This window comes from Cedecea sp. NFIX57, assembly GCF_900177785.1.
Classification (GTDB): Bacteria; Pseudomonadota; Gammaproteobacteria; order Enterobacterales; family Enterobacteriaceae; genus Cedecea; species Cedecea neteri_C.
In genome coordinates this window covers 23,529-42,856 of the sequence record NZ_FXAS01000003.1, presented here as the reverse complement: position 1 = coordinate 42,856, position 19,328 = coordinate 23,529, and the positions used below count along the sequence as shown (strand labels likewise).

Below are 19,328 nucleotides of genomic sequence, written 5' to 3'. Positions count from 1 at the left end.
CAGTCGCTGTCGGAGCCTTTCCACAGCTGGATAAGGTGTAAATAGTAAGACAGCATGAAAAAAAATCGCGCTTTTCTGAAATGGGCAGGGGGGAAATTCCCCCTGCTGGACGACATAAAAAAGCATCTGCCGGAAGGCGACTGTCTGATTGAGCCTTTTGTTGGCGCCGGGTCGGTATTTCTTAATACCGACTATTCGCGCTACATCCTCGCCGATATCAATAGCGACCTGATTAACCTCTACGACATTGTCAAAAATCGCGCGGATGAATACGTGCGGGAGTCTCGTTTGCTCTTTACCAAAGCGCAAAACGAAGAAGCGATTTATTACGCCTGCCGGACCGAGTTTAACCAGTGCACCGACAAGTTCCGGCGCGCGGTGTTGTTTTTGTACCTCAACCGTCATTGTTACAACGGCCTGTGTCGTTATAATCTGCGCGGTGAATTTAACGTGCCGTTTGGCCGCTACAGCAAACCTTACTTCCCGGAAGAGGAGCTGTACAACTTTGCCGAACGGGCTAAAAATGCCACTTTTGTCTGCCAGTCTTATGATGTCAGCATGGTAAACGTTGCTGCGGGTTCCGTAGTGTATTGCGATCCGCCCTATGCGCCGCTTTCCGCCACCGCCAACTTTACCGCTTATCACACGGACAGCTTCAGCATGGTGCAGCAGCAGCATCTGGCCGAACTGGCTGAAAGGCTGCGGGAGCAGAGTATTCCGGTGCTGATTTCGAATCATGACACCGAGCTGACTCGCCAGTGGTATCAGAACGCCACCGATTTCCATAAGCTGCAGGTTCGCCGCAGCATCAGCCGAAACGGTGGTAAACGTAACAAGGTGGACGAACTTCTGGCCCTTTATAAAGGAAAGGTTGCCTGAGCCGTTTCGCCCGCCGCCGAAAGATGAATGACTCCTGGAGAAGCGGATGAAACAGTATTTGATTGCCCCCTCAATCCTCTCTGCCGACTTCGCCCGCCTGGGCGAGGATACGGCTAAAGCGCTTGCCGCAGGTGGTGACGTCGTCCATTTTGACGTCATGGACAACCACTACGTCCCCAACCTGACGATGGGGCCGATGGTGCTCAAGGCACTGCGCGATTACGGCATTACGGTGCCTATCGACGTTCATCTGATGGTGAAACCGGTTGACCGCATCATTCCTGATTTCGCCGCTGCCGGTGCCAGCATTATTACTTTCCATCCAGAAGCCTCTGAACATGTCGATCGCTCTCTGCAGCTGATCAAAGAGCACGGCTGTAAAGCGGGCCTGGTACTGAACCCGGCGACCTCGCTTTCCTGGCTGGATCACGTCATGGACAAACTGGATGTGATTTTACTGATGTCCGTCAACCCTGGGTTTGGTGGCCAGTCGTTTATTCCACACACGCTTGAAAAACTGCGCCAGGTTCGCGAGCGCATTGATGCATCCGGCTATGATATTCGCCTTGAAGTAGACGGTGGCGTAAAAGCCGACAACATTGCGGAAATCGCCGCAGCGGGCGCGGATATGTTCGTCGCGGGTTCCGCGATTTTCGGCCAGCCTGATTATAAAGCGGTTGTTGACCGCATGCGTTCTGAACTGGCTAAGGTAAGTCATGGATAAGTTTCAAAAAATTCGGGGTATTGCCTTCGATCTTGACGGCACGCTCATCGACACGGCGCTTGGCCTCAGTCAGGCCGTTGATCTGGCGCTTTATGCGCTTGAACTGCCAGTGGCGGGCGAAGATCGTGTTGTTACCTGGATTGGTAACGGCGCAGATATCATGATGCAGCGGGCGCTTAAGTGGTCGCTGAAGGATAAAGAGCCCGACCTCGCGCAGCTGAATATGGCGCGCAAACTGTTCGATCGCTACTATGCGGAAACGGTTGAAGAGGGGAGCTTCTTGTTCCCAGGCGTAGCCGCAACACTTGCTGCTCTGAAAGAGAAAGGCTTGCCGCTCGCCGTGGTTACCAACAAACCTACGCCTTTTGTTACGCCGCTGCTGGAAGATCTGGGCATCGCCCATTATTTCCAGACCATTATCGGTGGTGACGATGTGAAAGAGAAAAAGCCGCACCCGGAAGCGCTGTACAAAGTCATGGAAGCGCTGGGGCTGGCGGCTGATGAGCTGCTTTTTGTCGGTGATTCCCGCAATGACATTCAGGCTGCACAGGCGGCCGGCTGCCCAAGCGTCGGCCTGACCTGGGGCTATAACTACGGCGAAGCGATTGGGTTGAGTAACCCGGACGTTGTGTTCGATCGTTTCGAAGACTTATTGCCCGCTTTCGGGCTACCACCTTTAGCAAATCAGGAAGCAGAACATGAGTAAGCCCATCGTATTTAGCGGCGCCCAGCCGTCTGGCGAATTAACTATCGGTAACTACATGGGTGCGTTGCGTCAGTGGGTAAACATGCAGGATGATTACCACTGCATTTACTGCATCGTTGACCAGCATGCGATCACCGTTCGCCAGGACCCAACCGCGCTGCGCAAAGCGACGCTGGACACTCTGGCGCTGTATCTGGCCTGCGGCATTGACCCGAAAAAAAGCACCATCTTCGTTCAGTCCCACGTGCCTGAACACGCGCAGCTGGGCTGGGTGCTGAACTGCTACACCTATTTCGGTGAGCTGAGCCGCATGACTCAGTTCAAGGACAAATCTGCCCGCTATGAAGAAAACATCAACGCAGGTCTGTTTGACTACCCGGTGCTGATGGCCGCAGACATTCTGCTGTACCAGACCAATCAGGTCCCGGTGGGTGAAGACCAGAAGCAGCATCTGGAGCTGAGCCGCGACGTGGCCAGCCGCTTCAACGCGCTGTACGGTGACATCTTCAAAGTGCCGGAGCCGTTCATTCCTAAGTCTGGTGCCCGCGTGATGTCCCTGCTGGAGCCGACCAAGAAGATGTCTAAGTCGGACGATAACCGCAATAACGTCATCGGCCTGCTGGAAGACCCGAAATCCGTAGTGAAGAAGATCAAGCGCGCGGTGACCGATTCCGAAGAGCCGCCTGTCGTTCGCTACGACGTGAAAGAGAAAGCGGGCGTTTCTAACCTGCTGGACATTCTTTCCGGCGTCACCGGCAAAGCGATTCCTGAGCTGGAAGCCAGCTTTGAAGGCAAAATGTATGGTCATCTGAAGGGCGAAGTGGCGGAAGCCGTGTCCGGTATGCTGACCGAGCTTCAGGAGCGCTACCACCGTTACCGTAACGACGAAGCTTTCCTGCAGCAGGTCATGAAAGAAGGTTCAGAAAAAGCCCGTGCTCGTGCCGGTGAGACGCTGAAAAAGGTCTACGAAGCGATCGGTTTCGTCGCTCACCCATAATCTTTCCCTATGAATAACCCGCCGCCTGGCGGGTTATTTCTTTTTTGTGACTGCATTCTCCTTTTGTCATTTTCCCCTTTGCCATCTATATTCAATTTTATGAAGATATATTCATTCAATAAATTGAAGATAACCGATGAGCCGCAGCTTTATTAAAAAAGAGGGCGTTGCCCAATCCAGTCTGGCCCGTTATTTACTGGGTGAGAAATGTGGTAACAGACTGAAAACCATAGATGAATTGGCAGGGGAGTGCGGCTTTTCCGTTGGCCTGACGCAGGCCGCTTTGAAGACGCTGGAGAAGGCCGGAGCGGTGAGTGTTGAACGCCGTGGCCGCAACGGTAGCTACCTGTTGAGCATGGATAACAAAGCCCTATTGGCGTTCGCGGACATCGGCAATGTAGTGTGTGCTATGCCGCTGCCGTACACCCGGCTTTATGAAGGGCTGGCCAGCGGTTTGAAGGCGCAGTTTGACGGGATCCCGTTTTATTACGCCCATATGCGTGGCTCGGATGTTCGCGTGGAATGTTTGCTGAATGGGGTTTATGACCTGGCCGTCGTATCCAGGCTGGCTGCGGACAGTTACCTCAGCAACCCGGATCTTTTTATCGCGCTGGCACTGGGGCCGCACACTTACGTGGGTGAGCATAAGCTCATTTGCCGAGCCGGGCAGCAGGAGAGTATTCGCCGTATTGGGATTGATCCGCGTTCGGCGGATCAGCGCATCATGACGGATGTTTATTTCGCCGGGCAGGATGTGGAATTGCTCGACGTGTCCTACCACGAGTGCCTGCACAGAATCGCGAAGGGCAGCGTGGATGCAGTGATTTGGAACGTTAGCAACGAGGCCGATTTAACGGCCCTGGGGTTGACCGCCCTCCCGTTAAACGGGGACAAATGCTTCCTGACGGCATCGGAAGCGGTGGTGCTGACGCGCAGCGAAGATATCCCCATTCAGCAATTGCTGCGAACGGTGGTGGATAAGAATGCCCTGCTGGCTCATCAGCAAAGCGTGCTGAGCGGTGAACAGGAACCAAGCTATTGACAGAGGTAATCAGTATGGAAGACCGGCTCAATCTGCTGTGTGAAGCAGGCGTCATCGACCGGGATATTTGTGATGGCATGAAAGCGGTTGTGACGCAGCTCGAGAGCCACTGGGCTATCCCGCTGCAGAACGACCAGGGGGCAATGGCGATCACCCACATGGCTAACGCACTGATGCGCAGCCGTCGTGGGGAAGAGGTGAACCCGTTGGATGCCGAACTGTTGGCGGAGATTAAAAGCGACAGCGTCTTTGGCGAAGTGGAGCAGGCCCACCACGCATTACTGTCGCCGTTCAACGTGCAGTTGCACCCGAACGAAGAAGGGTATCTGCTGGCTAACCTGTTCAGCCTGTGGCTGATTCATAAGAGCTAACGGATTTATCGGCAGCGTTTTTTCTCAACTTAAATATTCAAAAAAATGATTATTTAAGAGGTTTATTTCTCAGGTCGCGAGGCAAGGCATGTTTATTGAGGCACTCAAGGCACAGAACCCGGCGTTGATTGATGCCGCCAGAACGCTTTGGCGGCAGGGCGCAGTACTTCCCGATACCTGGATCATCGATGTCGATCAGGTTCTGGAGAACGGCCGGAAGCTGCTCGCGGCCGCGCAGAAGCACGGCATCACGCTCTACTTTATGACCAAGCAAATCGGGCGTAACCCGTGGCTTGCCAACAAGCTGATTGAGCTGGGCTTTAAAGGCGCCGTGGCCGTTGATTTTAAAGAAGCCCGCACGCTGCGTGAAGCCAATGTGCCCGTTTCGCATGTGGGCCATCTGGTGCAGGTGCCGGTGGCCCTGGTTGAAGAAAATGTGAACAGTGAGACGGAAATCATCACTCTTTTTTCGCTGGAAAAAGCCCGTGAAGTTTCTGATGCCGCGCTGGCGAGCGGGCGCGTTCAGGCTGTGATGCTGAAGGTGTTCGCCGAGTACGACCGACTTTACCCGGGTCAGGAAGCCGGTTTCCCGCTGGGTGAATTGGATGATGTGGTAGGTGCCATTCGCGCTATGCCGGGCATTCGGCTTGCCGGGCTGACGCATTTCCCCTGCCTGCTCTGGAACGAAGAGCAGCAACAGACGCAGCCCACCCGCAACTTGATCACGCTGCTGAAAGCGCGGGACCTGCTGCACGAACAGGGGATTGAGATCGAGCAAATCAACGCGCCGTCGGCCTCAAGCTGCAGCACTTTTTCGATTCTGGCGGAGCACGGGGTCACTCATGCCGAACCGGGCCACGCGCTGACCGGCACCATTCCGGCGAACCAGCATGGTGACCAGCCGGAGGCGATTGCGATGCTCTATCTGACGGAAGTTTCCCACCAGTTTCAGGGCAAAAGCTATTGCTTCGGCGGCGGATATTATCGTCGTGGCCATGCGCAGAATGCGCTGGTGTTCAGCAGTGATACACAGCTCGAGCAGGCACGATTGCTGCCGCCAGATATCACCAGCATTGACTATCACCTGGCGCTGGAAGGCAGCTATCCCGTTGGCAGCCCGGTGGTGATGTGCTTCCGCACGCAGATTTTTGTCACCCGCAGCGATGTGGCGCTGGTGTCCGGCATCCAAAGCGGGAACCCGGTACTTGAAGCGCTGTACGACAGCCTTGGGCATCCTATTCCGGGAGGTCAACATGAGTAAGTTTCTGGTGCTGGTGATAGACAGCTTTGGCGTAGGCTCGATGGATGATGTGCCGGAGGTCAGGCCGCAGGACATCGGCGCGAACACCTGCGGACATATCCTGCAGCATTTTCCCGACCTGCGTTTACCCATGCTTGAGAAGCTGGGCCTGATTAACGCGCTGGGCTTTACGGCCAATGTGATGCAGCCGAGCGCCGATGCCGTGTATGGCACTGCGGCACTGCAGCATGAGGGCGGTGACACCTTTATGGGGCATCAGGAAATTTTGGGTACTCGGCCACAAACGCCACTCCGTATGCCGTTTTCTGCAGTGATCGACGACGTTGAACGTGAACTAAGCGCTGCAGGTTGGCAGGTTGAACGCAAAGGCGCTGAACTGCAGTTTCTGTGGGTAAATCAGGCCGTCGCCGTGGGCGATAATCTTGAGGCCGATCTCGGGCAGGTGTTTAACATCAGTGCCAACCTCAGCGCCATACCGTTTGAGCAAGTACGTGCCATTGGCGAAGTCGTGCGCCGCTGCGTCAAAGTGGGTCGGGTCATTGCGTTTGGTGGCTTGCTTGAGAGCAGCGAGCAGCTGATTAACGCCGCGGAAGAGAAACAGGGGCTTTATGTCGGCATTAACGCCCCGCGTTCCGGGGTATACAAAAGTGGGTTCCAGGTGGTGCATATGGGTTACGGCGTGGATGCCAGCGTTCAGGCTCCGCAGCAGCTGCATAATGTCGGCGTTAAAACCGTGCTGGTAGGCAAAGTGGCGGATATTGCCATTAACCCACACGGAACCAGCTACCAGAATCTGGTCGACTCACAGCACATTCTCGATATCACTCGGGATGAGCTGAATAAACCTGGCAGCGCCTTTATTTGCACCAATATTCAGGAAACCGATCTGGCGGGACACGCAGAAGACGTTGTGCGCTACGCCGAGCGGCTTGAGCTGGTAGACAAAAACCTGGCTCTGCTGATGGCCGATATGCAGGTCGGGGATTGCCTTGTTGTGATGGCGGATCACGGGAACGACCCGACGATTGGCCACAGTAAACACACCCGTGAAAACGTGCCGTTGCTGGTTTGGCAGCCCGGTATAACAGGCACTTATCTGGGCGCACGCGCTACGCTTTCAGATGTGGGCGCCACAGTTTGTGACTTTTTTAGGGCAGCCGCGCCGCAGAACGGAACGTCGTTCCTGCCGCTGCTGAATATCTCTTCAACAGGTGGAGTGAACCATGACGGGGCATAAGCATATCGACCCATCGGGCTATACCTATGCCCACGAGCATCTTCATATCGATCTTTCCAGCTTCAAGGACAACATCGATTGCCGACTGGATCAGTACGAGCTGATTTGCGGTGAGATGAAGTCACTCTACGCGCATGGTGTGCGCAATATCATTGAAATGACCAACCGCTACATGGGGCGTAACCCACAGTTCCTGCTGGATATCATCCGTGATACCGGGATGAACGTGATGGCCTGCACCGGTTATTACCAGCACGATTTCTTCCCGCCGCATGTAGCCACCACGCCAGTGAAAGTGCTGGCGCAGGAGATGATCGATGAAATTGAAATCGGTATCGACGGCACGGCATTAAAAGCCGGGATCATCGCGGAAATTGGCTCCAGTGTGGACGTTATCACCCCGGTGGAGAAGCGAGTTTTCCAGGCGGCAGCCATCGCCCATCATGAAACCGGCAGGCCGATCTCTACCCACACGTCATTCAGCACCATGGGCCTTGAACAGCTCGCGTTGCTGAAGTCATGGTGCGTGGATCTTTCCCGCGTCACCGTCGGGCACTGCGATCTGAAAGACAATCTGGACAACATCCTGCGGATGATCGATCAGGGCGCCTACGTCCAGTTCGATACCATCGGCAAAAACAGCTATTACCCGGACGAAAAACGCATTGCGATGCTGAGCGCGCTCAAAGATCGCGGGCTGCTCGACCACGTCATGCTGTCGATGGACATTACTCGTCGCTCCCATTTGAAAGCGAACGGCGGGCCTGGTTTTGACTATTTGCTTACCACGTTTGTGCCGATGCTGCTGGAGGCCGGTTTCAGCCAGCCAGACGTCGATTTGATGTTACGTGACAACCCCTCTGTCTTTTATAAGTAAGGATTTCCCATGAAAAAGATCGGTGTCGCTGGCCTACAGCGCGAACTCATCAAACAGACCATCGAAACCGCTGCGCCGGGCAGCTTCGAAGTGTTTATCTATAACGACATGGACGCCGCGCTGAAGGTGAAATCCGGCCAGCTTGATTACTACATTGGGGCCTGTAATACCGGGGCGGGTGCGGCATTGTCTATCGCCATCGCGGTGATTGGCTACAACCGCAGTTGCACCATCGCCAAGCCCGGTATTAAAGCGAAAGAAGAGCAAATCGCCCGCCTGGTCTCAGAAGGCAAAGTGGCGTTTGGCCTTTCCGTTGAGCATATCGAGCACGCCATCCCACTGCTCGTTAACCATTTAAAATAAAGGCATCCGTATGGAATTCTACCTTCACCTTGTTGTTGTTGCCTTGCTGACCGGGATGACGGCTTTACTGGCGCACCGCTCCGCGGCGGTGTTCCACGACGGGATTCGACCGATTCTGCCGCAGCTTATTGAAGGCAATATGAACCGTCGCGAGGCGGGGAGTATCGCTTTCGGCCTGAGCATCGGGTTTGTGGCTTCCGTCGGGATCTCCTTCACCCTGAAAACCGGGCTGCTCAACAGCTGGCTGCTGTTCCTGCCGACCGACATCCTCGGCGTGCTGGCGGCCAACAGCGTGCTGGCGTTTGGACTGGGTGCCGTCTGGGGGATTTTGATTCTTACTTGCCTGGTGCCGGTGAACCACCTGCTGACCGCGTTGCCGGTAGATGTTCTCGGCTCGTTGGGTGAGCTGAGCTCTCCGGTGGTCTCTGCCTTTGCGCTGTTCCCATTGGTGGCGATTTTCTACCAATTTGGCTGGAAGAACAGCCTGTTCGCGGCGGTGGTTGTACTGCTGACCCGCGTGCTGGTGGTACGTTTCTTCCCGCAGCTGAACCCGGAATCCATCGAGATCTTCGTGGGCATGATTATGCTGCTGGCGATTGCGATTTTTCAGGATCTGCGCTCCCGCGGTGAACATGAACACGATGCTCACGGGCAGTCGGTGTTTGAAGAGCGGACGTCCCGGATTATCAAGAATCTGCCGTATATCGCCATCGTTGGCGGGCTGATTGCCACCGTTGCCAGCATGAAGCTGTTTGCGGGCAGCGAGGTGTCCATCTTTACGCTGGAGAAAGCCTACAAGATTGGCCTGGATCCGACGCAGTCTCAAAGCCTGATTGATCAGGCCGCATTGGCCGAGTTTATGCGTGGTCTGGGCTTTATGCCGATGATTGCCACGACGGCGCTGGCGACAGGCGTTTACGCCGTGGCCGGGTTCACCTTTGTCTTTGCCGTCGGCTACCTGATTGCTAACCCGCTGCTCGCTTTTGTGGTCGGGGCGCTGGTGATTTCTGCCGAAGTTCTGTTGCTGCGCTCCATCGGGAAATGGCTTGGCCGTTACCCTTCGGTACGTAACGCCTCGGACAACATCCGCAACGCAATGAACATGCTGATGGAGATGGCGCTGCTGATTGGCTCTATCTTTGCCGCCATCAAGATGGCGGGCTATACCGGCTTCACCATTGCGACGGCGCTGTACTTCCTGAACGAATCACTGGGCCGCCCGGTGCAGAAAATGGCCGCGCCGGTTGTGGCGGTGATGATAACCGGCATTGTGTTGAATATTCTGTTCTTCTGCGGCCTGTTTATCCCGGCCTAAGGGGGGTGTGTGGAAAGCTGGCCATTGCAAAGCCTGAGCCTGGCTCAAGCCCAGCAGAAGCAGTTCGCCTTGGTGGATATTATCTGCCGGCATTTTCCAGGCGCTGATTTTTTGAGCCTGGGGGATGTCGGCCTGGTACCTGGCCTGAATCAGCCCAACAGCACGCAGCGGGTTGAGGCCGTACTGGCTGATTTCTTTTCTGCGCCAGCCGCCGCGCTGGTGCAGGGGGCCGGAACCGGTGCGATTCGTAGCGGGCTGATGGCATTGCTAAACGCTGGCGATAAGCTGCTGATTCATCAGGCTCCTCTGTACCCTACGTCGGCAGTTATCGCCGAACAGATGGGGCTTGAGCTAATCAGGGCGGATTTCAATAAGTTAAATGACGTGGAGGCCGCTATTGTGGCTCATCGTCCGGCTGCAGCCTTGATTCAGCATACCCGCCAGACATTGGATGACGCTTATTCGCTCGCTGAGGTGGTGACCTGCTTTAATCGCCACGCTTTGCCGTCGCTGGCCGACGATAACTATGCGGTGATGAAGGTCGACAAAATCGGCTGCGAGTGTGGGGCCACGTTGTCGACTTTCTCCTGCTTTAAACTGTTTGGCCCGGTGGGCGTCGGCGTTGTGGTCGGCGACAAATCGGCCGTTCAGGCGGTGCGCCAGAGCATGTACTCCGGCGGCAGCCAGGTGCAGGGCTTTCAGGCTATGGAGGTGCTGCGCGGTTTGGTCTTCGCCCCGGTGATGCATGCCGTTCAGGCAGAGGTGAACGATACGCTGGTTGAGCTATTGTCTCAGGGCGCTGTGCCTCAGGTTAAAAGTGCATTTATCGCCAATGCGCAGTCGAAGGTGCTGCTGGTGGAGTTTCATCGACCGATTGCCGAAAAAGTGTTGGCCGCCGCACAAACGCTGGGCGCATTACCTTACCCGGTAGGGGCGGAATCTAAGTATGAAATCCCGCCGCTCTTTTATCGGCTTTCCGGAACGTTCAGGCAGGCCGAGCCGGAGCTTGAAAAGCGGATGATCCGCATTAACCCGAACCGCAGCGGGGCGGAAACCGTGCTGCGAATTTTGCGGGAAAGTTGTGCTGAGGCAGAAAAGTGAAAGGGAGGCGAAAGCCTCCCTTGGTATTTAGTGGTTTGAGAACCAGTTTAGCCTGTCGCGAAGACCCACCACGCGGCCCACGATAATCAATGCCGGGCTGCCGACCTGGGTGGCCAGCTCGCCTAATTGGTTCAGCGTGCCGTCCACGACGCGCTGATTCACTGCCGTGCCGTTTTCTACCAGCGCCACCGGCATACTCTCTTCCATCCCGTGGGCGATCAGCTGTTGCTGAATGGCCGAGGCCTGGTTCAGACCCATGTAAAACACCAGCGTTTGCTTCTCTGCCGCCAGATTCGCCCAGTCGAGTTCGCCGCCGGTTTTCAAATGGCCGGTGACCAGGCGCACGCTTTGCGCGTAATCCCGGTGAGTAAGCGGAATACCTGAGTAGGCGGAACAGCCGGAAGCGGCGGTAATTCCGGGTACGACAGAGAACGGAATTCCGCCGTTGCACAGCGTTTCCAGCTCTTCACCGCCGCGCCCGAAGATAAACGGATCGCCACCTTTCAGGCGAACCACGCGCTTACCTTTTTGCGCTTCACGCAGCAGGATTTGGTTAATCTCTTCCTGCGGCACGCAATGGTAGCCCGCGCGCTTGCCTACGAACACGCGATCGGCATCGCGACGGACCAGATTCATGATGTCGTCCGACACCAGGCGGTCGTAAACCACGACGTCAGCCTGCTGAATTTGCTGCAGGCCTTTCAGCGTCAGCAAGCCTGCATCGCCGGGGCCAGCGCCAACAAGCACGACTTCGCCACGGTGATCGAGTGGGGTGGAGAACAGTGATTCCGTCTCTTTTTCAACGGCAAGCTGGTCTTCGTTGGCCAGATACTGCGCCAGACGATCGTTAGTAAAGAATTTTTCCCAGAAGCGGCGACGCTCGCCCATGGTGGCAAAAGTTTGCTTCACGCGACCGCGCAGAGTGCCAGCAAAGGCGGCAATTTTACCCAGATGCAGCGGCAGGCTGGCTTCCAGCTTTTCGCGTAGCAGCCGGGCCAGAACAGGGGACGTACCGCCGGAAGAGACGGCGACCATCAGCGGGGAGCGGTCGATAATCGACGGCATAATGAAGCTCGCCTGTTTCGGCGCATCGACCACGTTGCAGAAGATTCGACGGGATTCAGCGGCATCGCTAACTTGCTGATTCACCTCGTCGTCGTCGGTGGCTGCAATCGCCAGCCAGCTTTCGTCCAGCAGCGTTTCAGAGAACGCCCCTTCGGCCAGCGTCAGCATATTTTGCTCAGCCCACACCTTAAACTGTGGGCTGAATTCGAGGGCGTTAACGGTGATGCGCGCACCTGCCTCCAGCAACAAACGCGCTTTGCGTTCAGCGACATCGCCACCGCCTACCAGCAGGCAGGCGCGGCCACGTAACTGACAAAATATCGGCAGGTGATCCACGGTCAATCCTCAATTAATTACGGGCGGTTTCCGCTGCGCCTGCGGCGGCAGGCTGCGGGCGTTCGGCTTTCGGCGTAGCATACCAATAACCCAGACCCATGAATACCACGCCGGAAAGGGTGTTCCCCAGCGTGACCCACAGCAGGTTATGGCCGATGCCGGACAGCGTGTAAGCCTCGCTATGATGGCCAAACCAGGACAGGGCAAACAGCGTCATGTTGGCGATGGAGTGCTCGTAGCCGGAGGCGATAAACGCCAGCAGGCACCACCAGATTGCGAGGAACTTCGCCGTGCCTTCGGTACGGATTGCCATCCAGATTGCTAAGCAAACCAGCCAGTTACACAGCGCCCCTTTAAAGAAAAGCACCATCGCTGGTGCAGTCGTTTTTGCCAGCGCGACGGTGTGCACAATGCTGGTATCTACCGGCAGCAGGCTACCGCCGCCCCAGCTATACAGCAGCGCGACAAATACCGAACCGACCAGGTTGCCCAGCCAGGTTTGCGGCAGAATTGCCCACATCTGGCCGTGAGAGATAGTGCCAGCTTTCACGCCGAAGGTCAGGAACATGGTGTGGCCGGTGAACAGCTCTGAACCGGCAATAATCACCAGCGTCAGGGCGATCCCGAAGGTCGCACCCATCACCAGCGGACGAATGGCCGGATCGAGTAAATTACCAAGGGTGAAAATCAGTATGATGCCAAGGCCAACGTAGGCGCCCGCCATGGCGGAACTCACCCAGAAGCCCAGAGGGTTTGTCTGTGAGAGACGATTAATACGCGCGGCATTCGCCGCACACTTATTGATGGTATCGGTGAACATTTTTGCTATCCCAATGAAGTTAAAAAATAAAAATTAAAAAAAGAACTGATTTCCCCTCACCCTAACCCTCTCCCAGGGGGAGAGGGGATCGCCGGAGAAGCCTTTGTGACTTTCTCCCTCTCCTGGAGGGAGAGGGCCGGGGTGAGGGCGAATGGATTACGCTTTTATCTGCACCAGCCCGTCCTGCACGCGAGCTTCATAGTGCGGTACGGAGCGGCTTTCATCTTCCATGCACAGGCCGTCCCGCAGGCGGAAGTGTTGCTTTTTCAGCGGGCTGGCAACCCACAGCTCGGCCTGATGTTCTGCAATCAGCCCGCGGGAAAGTACGCTGGCTTCAAAGAACGGGTCGATATTGCTGATGGCGTAAACCTGCTCGTCTTTACGTGGGCGGAAAATAGCCACTTGTGTCGAACCGACCAGGGCGCAAACGCCGGTTGCTGGCAGGATATCGTCTAGCTGACAAACGGTTGTCCACTGGCTCATGCGTGTTCCTCCACTTCTACCAGAGTGACCGGAATACGCTCATACGGCGTGGCCGGACGGTGTTGATCGCGCTCGCTAACTGTCTGCACATTCGGATCGCGCTGCGGGCTGTTGATAAAGTGTTTGAAGCGAACCTGCGCCTGCGGCGTATTCACTGTTTCTGTCCACTCGCAGATTACTTTTTCGCGCAGGCGGTTGAGCTCTGCTTCAAGCTGATCGTTCAAGCCGAGCTTATCGTCGACAATCACGCTACGCAGGTAATCAATGCCGCCTTCCAGGTTCTCCAGCCACACGGAAGTACGGGTGAGTTTGTCGGCGGTGCGGATGTAGAACATCATGAAGCGGTCGAGATACTTGATGATGGTATCGTGGTCGAGATCCGCCGCCAGCAGGTCCGCGTGGCGCGGTTTCATACCGCCGTTACCACATACATACAGGTTCCAGCCCTTCTCTGTGGCGATAATGCCGACGTCTTTGCCCTGCGCTTCCGCACACTCGCGGGTACAGCCAGAGACGCCAAACTTCATTTTGTGTGGGGTGCGGATGCCTTTGTAGCGGTTTTCCAGCTCGACGCCGAACCCTACGCTGTCGCCCACGCCGTAGCGGCACCAGGTGCTGCCGACGCAGGTTTTCGCCATACGCAACGCTTTGGCATAGGCGTGGCCGGTTTCGAACCCGGCTTCAATCAGCTGACGCCAGATTTCCGGCAGATCGTCCTTTTGTGCGCCGAACAGGCCGATGCGCTGGGAGCCGGTGATTTTGGTGTAAAGGTTATATTCGCGGGCGATACGGCCCACTTCCATCAGCCCTTCAGGCGTGATTTCGCCGCCTGCTGAGCGCGGGATCACCGAGTAGGTGCCGTCTTTCTGGATGTTGCCGAGGAAGTTATCGTTAGTGTCCTGCAGCGGCGTTAGCTCCGGCTGCAGCACATAGTCATTCCAGCAGGACGCCAGCAGTGAACCCACGGTAGGTTTACACACTTCGCAGCCGTAACCCTTGCCGTATTTTTGCAGTAGCTGGTCGAAGGATTTGATTCCTTCCACGCGGATCAGGTGGTACAGCTCCTGGCGCGAGAAGGCGAAGTGTTCGCACAGGTTGTTGTTCACTTCGATACCGGCTTTGGCCAGCTCGGCGTTCAGCACCTGAGTTACCAGTGGAATACAGCCGCCGCAGCCGGTCCCGGCTTTGGTTTCGGCCTTCAGCGCGGCTACTGTGTGGCAGCCTTTATTGATGGCTTTGATCAGATCACCTTTGGTGACGTCAAAGCAGGAGCAGATTTGCGCGCTTTCTGGCAGTTTATCGACGCCAATTGAAGGTTTGCCGCTGCTGGCGTGTGCCGGCAGGATCAGCGAATCCGGGTTCTCCGGCAGCTCAATCGCGTTCAACACCAGCTGCAGCAGGTTACCGTAGTCGCTGGTGTCGCCCACCAGCACTGCGCCGAGCAGGGTTTTGTTGTCTTCGCTGACCACCAGACGTTTGTAAACCTCTTTGCTTTCATCGAGGTAAACATAGCTGCGGGCGTTTGGCGTGCGGCCGTGAGCATCGCCAATACCGCCGACGTCAACGCCGAGCAGTTTCAGCTTGGCGCTCATGTCCGCACCTTCAAAGGCGTTTTCGCTCCCGAGCAGGTGGTCTGCGGTAACCTGAGCCATTTTATAACCCGGCGCAACGAGCCCGAAGACGCGGTTATTCCAACTGGCGCACTCTCCGATGGCATAAATATCCGGATCGGAAGTCTGGCACTTGTCGTTGATGGTTATCCCACCACGCTGGGCTGTTTCGAGCCCACATTGTGTGGCCAGCTTGTCTTGAGGACGAATACCGGTGGAGAAAACGATGAAATCCACTTCCAGCTCGCTGCCGTCGGCAAAACGCATTGTTTTGCGAGCTTCGGTGCCCTGCTGGACGATTTCCTGGGTATTTTTGCCGGTATGGACACGCACGCCCATACGCTCGATTTTGCTGCGCAGCTGCTCGCCGCCCATGCGGTCAAGCTGTTCGGCCATCAGCATTGGCGCGAACTCGATAACGTGGGTTTCCACGCCGAGGTTTTTCAGCGCCCCGGCCGCTTCCAGCCCCAGCAGGCCGCCGCCGACGACGGCACCGCGTTTGCTGCGGCGGGCGCAAGATTCAATGGCGTTAAGGTCTTCGATGGTGCGATAAACGAAACAGTCCTGGGTTTCAGAGCCTTTAATCGGTGGGATCCACGGGTAAGAACCCGTCGCCATCACCAGTTTGTCGTAATAAACGGTGCGGCCGGTATTGGAGTGGATCACTTTTTCCTGGCGGTTGATGGTGATGGCGCGTTCGCCAATCAGGACTTTTACGCCATGTTTTTCGTAGTAGCCGTCGCGGACCAGGGAGAGTTCTTCAGCGGTATGATGGGAGAAATAAGAAGAAAGGTGCACGCGATCGTAGGCTTTACGCGGCTCTTCACAAAATACGGTGATGTCGAACTGGTCCGGCGGGGCTTTATCAAGTAAGTCTTCGATAAAGCGATGGCCGACCATGCCATTACCGATCACTGCGATTCTGACTTTGCTCATAATTGCCTCAATTTCTTTTCTATTATCGCCTACCTTAACGATTCAGCCGTGGTGATTATTGATGCAAATCAAATGCGCCTTTATATACCCATTAAGAGGTATATCATTGATTTTGATGTATTTTTGTAAGTTATGGAATTGACTGGTTTTTCGCCAGGGCAGAGATGAGGGGATATTCAGTTCAGCAAAGGGTTCGCGCGGAGCCGGGCAACAATCAGATCAACAAAAGTGCGTACTTTTGCAGAAACGTGGCGGCCTTCGGTATGCACCACATGTATGGGGAATGGCTCAAGCTCGTAATCGCTTAGTACGATTTGCAGTGTGCCGTCGCGCAGGGCCGACGCTATCTGATAATCCAGGACTCGCGTCAATCCCCACCCCGCTTTTGCGGTGGCAATTGATGACTCGTTGTTGTTGCACTGGAGCGCGGCATTGATCATGACGCGTTGCTCACCCGCAAAGCGCCACTCCGGTGAGGCCCAGGCGCTGGCCGAAGAGGCAATACGATGGTTTTTAAGATCCGCAGGTGTTATCGGCGTGCCGTATTTTTCCAGGTAGCCCGGCGAAGCACATACGACCCGGCGAACGGTACCGACTTTGGTTGCCGTCAGTCCTGAGTCGGGCAGGTGCCCAATACGTACGGCAACGTCAATGCCTTCTTCGATGATGTTCACCTGGCGATCAACGAACAACGACCTGGCGCGCATGGTTGGCCATGCATCAAGGTAATCAGTGATGACAGGCAGGACGAATTTCTGGCCGAACAGAACAGAGGCGGTGACCGACAGGATCCCGGACGGCGTGGCATAGGAGCCTGCCGCTGCAGCCTCGGCTTCCTCTATGCTGGTGAGAATCGTGCGGCAGTCGTTGAGGTATTGCAGGCCAGGCTCGGTCAACTTCACTGTGCGTGTGGTGCGAATAAATAGCCGGGTTCCGATGACCTCTTCCAGCGCGGCAATCGCGCGGGTGACCACCGGGGCACTGATATGGAGCTGGCGCGCTGCAGCGGCAAAACTCTCGGTTTCTGCGACTTTGACGAAAATTTTCATCGCCTGCCAACGATCCATGGTCAACCTCATGCCTGACGAAAAGGGGGCTTCAGTATTCGCTATTCGCCGGGTATCACGCAACCGCGGTGTTATAACTCAAGCTGAATGCGGTTTTCTTCACCTACGGGCAGCTGTGCCGGAACTGCGCAGCAAATCAGTACCTCATCATTTGCCATGCTTGCGGACGGGATTTTCGGGTAGGTGACTGAGCCTTTGAGGAGTTTAGTCCGACAGGTTCCACAGTGGCCTTCCCGACAGCTGAATTCCGGGGTTAATCCCCTGGCTTCGGCCAGTTCTAAAAGCGAACCTGAATCCGGCAGCCAGCGAGCTTCTTTTAGCGAACTCATAAAAGCAATCGGTATGGGGCTGGTGGAAGGCTGTAGGGCGCCAGGTTTTGCCGTTTGGCTGTCTGTGGTGCGAACCAGCGCTGAGGGGCCAAAGGCTTCAGCATGGATTCTGTCATCGCCGATGTTGTATTTCCGCAGTCCGTCGTAGAGGGATTGGGGGAACGTCGCCGGACCGCAAAGGTAGAAATCGTGGTCGTTAAACGGCAGACGACTGGTCAGCAAAGGCATATCGATATGGCCATGAACATCATAGTCCACACCAGGTTGAGCACTTCCAGGACGACTGAGGACGCGAATCACTTGCACGGCACCTTTGGCTGCCGCGACCAGCTCGCCAATCTCCTGAGTAAAAGGCAAATCTTCCACCTGTCTTGCTGCCTGGAACAAAAATGTTTGTCGAATACGTTGTTTGCGTAACCCTTCATAGACAATGTGCCGCAGCATGGCGAGCATCGGGGTAATGCCCACGCCGCCGGCCAGCAATACGGCAGGGCGTGGCGCATGCGCATCAAGGATGAAACCACCCGCCGGAGCACGAACGTCAATAATATCGCCAATGGAAACGCCGTTGTGCAGGTGGCTGGAGACACTTCCTTCCCGCTTGACGCTAATGCGATAAAAGCCGTCGGACGGAGCCGATGAAAGCGTGTAAGTACGGATTGCAGGGGCTTCTGCGCCGTGAAGTTTCACGCGAATGGGCAAGTGCTGTCCGGCGAGATGGGGTTGCAGACCCGCGCCATCATCCGGCTGAAGATAGAAGGAGCGGATCGAGCGGCTCTCATCGACAATGTTTACCACGCGAAATGGTCGCCAGCGTGTTGCCAGCTCTGTGGCTTTTATCTTGCTCGCAGCTTCCTGCCAACTGCCGGTCATCAGTGAATGAGGGGAATGCCCTTCAGCCTCAGACTTCCAGCGCAATGCCAGCGCGTTGCGGCGGCGTACAACCCGGTGGGCTTTAAACGTCCACAGCCGTTCTGCGCCCTGGAAGGCGGCGATTTCCGGTGAGTCCAGAATGACTTTTGCTTCGCCGGTCATTTGCAGCATGTCGCCGCTGATAAAGTCCACGAAAAGCAGACCAGCCTGGCCGTTAAGCAGAATATTACCGAGCGTGGCAAAAAAGAGATTGCCGTTGAAGTCAGGAATGGTCAGCGTGCCGTCGTTGTTAACCCGGATGAAGCCTGGTTTGCCGCCACGGTGGGAAACATCTGCCTGCTGTTTACCGTCTCTTTCGGCCCAGGAGGCGACAAAAAAGGCATCCGCTGCCTGAATCATTGCGCTTGCTTCAGCGTCCAGCCCCGGAAGCGTCTCTACCGTACCACCTGCATGACTACCGGGCGCACGGGTAAAAGTGAATTCACGTAGTTGAATATAGCGCGGGCAGTTACCGAAGCTTTGGTCGACTTCAACCTGAAGGGCGCCCTCCGTCTGCAGCAGCGTGCCGTTCATCCGGTTACGCCGTCGGGTATGAAGCTCGATTCCCAGCAGGCCAATAGATGCGTTGGGCACCATCCCTTCTCTGGCCGGATCTTCACCTGGCACCGACGCTGTAATCGTCAGGTGGGTTGAGGTCGGAGATAAGACAAAACCAGGCTCACCTTCCAGAAATGTTGCCCACGCTTCGCCATTCGGGGCGATGCTGCCGATGACGATAAAAGGCAACTGAGCGTAGAAGTCACGATGCTGTTCAGGCATGTAGTCGCGTATCACTCGCTGGCCCACTTCAGCCATGCGTTCGGTTACGCCAGCCTTATCCTGCAGGAATATTTCACCTTCATGCCAGACCGACTTTTTCGTTATCTTCTCGCTCAT

18 protein-coding genes are annotated in these 19,328 nt (G+C 55.9%); 12 read left to right on the top strand and 6 right to left on the bottom strand.

Annotation, left to right across the window (positions count from 1 at the left end; translation table 11 throughout):
- The first annotated feature begins 54 nt into the window (after window positions 1-54).
- The 12 genes from dam to B9Y90_RS02825 all read left to right on the top strand — a co-directional run bounded on the left by dam (window position 55) and on the right by B9Y90_RS02825 (window position 10,873).
- On the top strand, window positions 55-879 hold the full coding sequence (gene dam, locus B9Y90_RS02880; RefSeq protein ID WP_085540154.1) for an adenine-specific DNA-methyltransferase: 825 nt from the start codon (window positions 55-57) through the stop codon (window positions 877-879).
- Between the two features lie 46 nt (window positions 880-925).
- Complete coding sequence (gene rpe, locus B9Y90_RS02875; RefSeq protein ID WP_085540153.1) at window positions 926-1,603, top strand: ribulose-phosphate 3-epimerase; 678 nt, start codon at window positions 926-928, stop codon at window positions 1,601-1,603.
- A complete protein-coding gene (locus B9Y90_RS02870; protein WP_039288417.1) occupies window positions 1,596-2,309 on the top strand; it encodes a phosphoglycolate phosphatase in 714 nt (237 codons plus the stop codon). Before rpe ends, B9Y90_RS02870 begins: the two co-directional genes overlap by 8 nt.
- Window positions 2,302-3,306, top strand: a complete 1,005-nt coding sequence (gene trpS, locus B9Y90_RS02865; protein ID WP_039288414.1) for a tryptophan--tRNA ligase — start codon at window positions 2,302-2,304, stop codon at window positions 3,304-3,306. The genes B9Y90_RS02870 and trpS overlap by 8 nt, the downstream gene beginning before the upstream one ends.
- Window positions 3,307-3,442: 136 nt before the next feature.
- Window positions 3,443-4,348 (top strand): GntR family transcriptional regulator YhfZ, encoded by a 906-nt coding sequence (yhfZ, locus tag B9Y90_RS02860; RefSeq protein ID WP_039288412.1) that lies wholly within the window; start codon window positions 3,443-3,445, stop codon window positions 4,346-4,348.
- A 14-nt stretch (window positions 4,349-4,362) separates the two neighbouring features.
- Entirely contained in the window at window positions 4,363-4,719 is a 357-nt protein-coding gene (locus tag B9Y90_RS02855; RefSeq protein WP_085540152.1) for a PRD domain-containing protein, read from the top strand.
- An 88-nt stretch (window positions 4,720-4,807) separates the two neighbouring features.
- Window positions 4,808-5,980, top strand: a complete 1,173-nt coding sequence (locus tag B9Y90_RS02850; RefSeq protein ID WP_085540151.1) for a YhfX family PLP-dependent enzyme — start codon at window positions 4,808-4,810, stop codon at window positions 5,978-5,980.
- The gene (locus tag B9Y90_RS02845) at window positions 5,973-7,217 is read left to right on the top strand and encodes a phosphopentomutase (RefSeq protein WP_085540150.1); all 1,245 of its coding nucleotides are present in this window, start codon (window positions 5,973-5,975) and stop codon (window positions 7,215-7,217) included. The genes B9Y90_RS02850 and B9Y90_RS02845 overlap by 8 nt, the downstream gene beginning before the upstream one ends.
- Window positions 7,204-8,094, top strand: a complete 891-nt coding sequence (locus B9Y90_RS02840; protein ID WP_085540149.1) for a phosphotriesterase-related protein — start codon at window positions 7,204-7,206, stop codon at window positions 8,092-8,094. Before B9Y90_RS02845 ends, B9Y90_RS02840 begins: the two co-directional genes overlap by 14 nt.
- Before the next feature lie 9 nt (window positions 8,095-8,103).
- On the top strand, window positions 8,104-8,457 hold the full coding sequence (locus tag B9Y90_RS02835; RefSeq protein WP_038478118.1) for a DUF2620 domain-containing protein: 354 nt from the start codon (window positions 8,104-8,106) through the stop codon (window positions 8,455-8,457).
- A gap of 10 nt (window positions 8,458-8,467) precedes the next feature.
- Window positions 8,468-9,772, top strand: a complete 1,305-nt coding sequence (locus B9Y90_RS02830) for a YhfT family protein (RefSeq protein ID WP_085540148.1) — start codon at window positions 8,468-8,470, stop codon at window positions 9,770-9,772.
- 9 nt (window positions 9,773-9,781) lie between these two features.
- The gene (locus B9Y90_RS02825; RefSeq protein ID WP_085540147.1) at window positions 9,782-10,873 is read left to right on the top strand and encodes an aminotransferase class V-fold PLP-dependent enzyme; all 1,092 of its coding nucleotides are present in this window, start codon (window positions 9,782-9,784) and stop codon (window positions 10,871-10,873) included.
- Between the two features lie 27 nt (window positions 10,874-10,900).
- On the opposite strand, the gene cysG is transcribed toward B9Y90_RS02825, so the two are convergent.
- The 6 genes from cysG to B9Y90_RS02795 all read right to left on the bottom strand — a co-directional run bounded on the left by cysG (window position 10,901) and on the right by B9Y90_RS02795 (window position 19,328).
- Window positions 10,901-12,274 (bottom strand): siroheme synthase CysG, encoded by a 1,374-nt coding sequence (gene cysG / locus B9Y90_RS02820; protein ID WP_085540146.1) that lies wholly within the window; start codon window positions 12,272-12,274, stop codon window positions 10,901-10,903.
- A gap of 13 nt (window positions 12,275-12,287) precedes the next feature.
- Window positions 12,288-13,094: a nitrite transporter NirC gene (gene nirC / locus B9Y90_RS02815; RefSeq protein ID WP_085540145.1), complete on the bottom strand. Its 807-nt coding sequence runs from the start codon at window positions 13,092-13,094 to the stop codon at window positions 12,288-12,290.
- Between the two features lie 156 nt (window positions 13,095-13,250).
- The gene (nirD, locus tag B9Y90_RS02810; RefSeq protein ID WP_085540144.1) at window positions 13,251-13,577 is read right to left on the bottom strand and encodes a nitrite reductase small subunit NirD; all 327 of its coding nucleotides are present in this window, start codon (window positions 13,575-13,577) and stop codon (window positions 13,251-13,253) included.
- Entirely contained in the window at window positions 13,574-16,123 is a 2,550-nt protein-coding gene (gene nirB / locus B9Y90_RS02805; RefSeq protein ID WP_085540143.1) for a nitrite reductase large subunit NirB, read from the bottom strand. The genes nirD and nirB overlap by 4 nt, the downstream gene beginning before the upstream one ends.
- A 176-nt stretch (window positions 16,124-16,299) precedes the next feature.
- The gene (locus B9Y90_RS02800; protein ID WP_085540142.1) at window positions 16,300-17,190 is read right to left on the bottom strand and encodes a LysR family transcriptional regulator; all 891 of its coding nucleotides are present in this window, start codon (window positions 17,188-17,190) and stop codon (window positions 16,300-16,302) included.
- A 71-nt stretch (window positions 17,191-17,261) separates the two neighbouring features.
- Window positions 17,262-19,328: a 2Fe-2S iron-sulfur cluster-binding protein gene (locus tag B9Y90_RS02795; RefSeq protein WP_085540141.1), complete on the bottom strand. Its 2,067-nt coding sequence runs from the start codon at window positions 19,326-19,328 to the stop codon at window positions 17,262-17,264.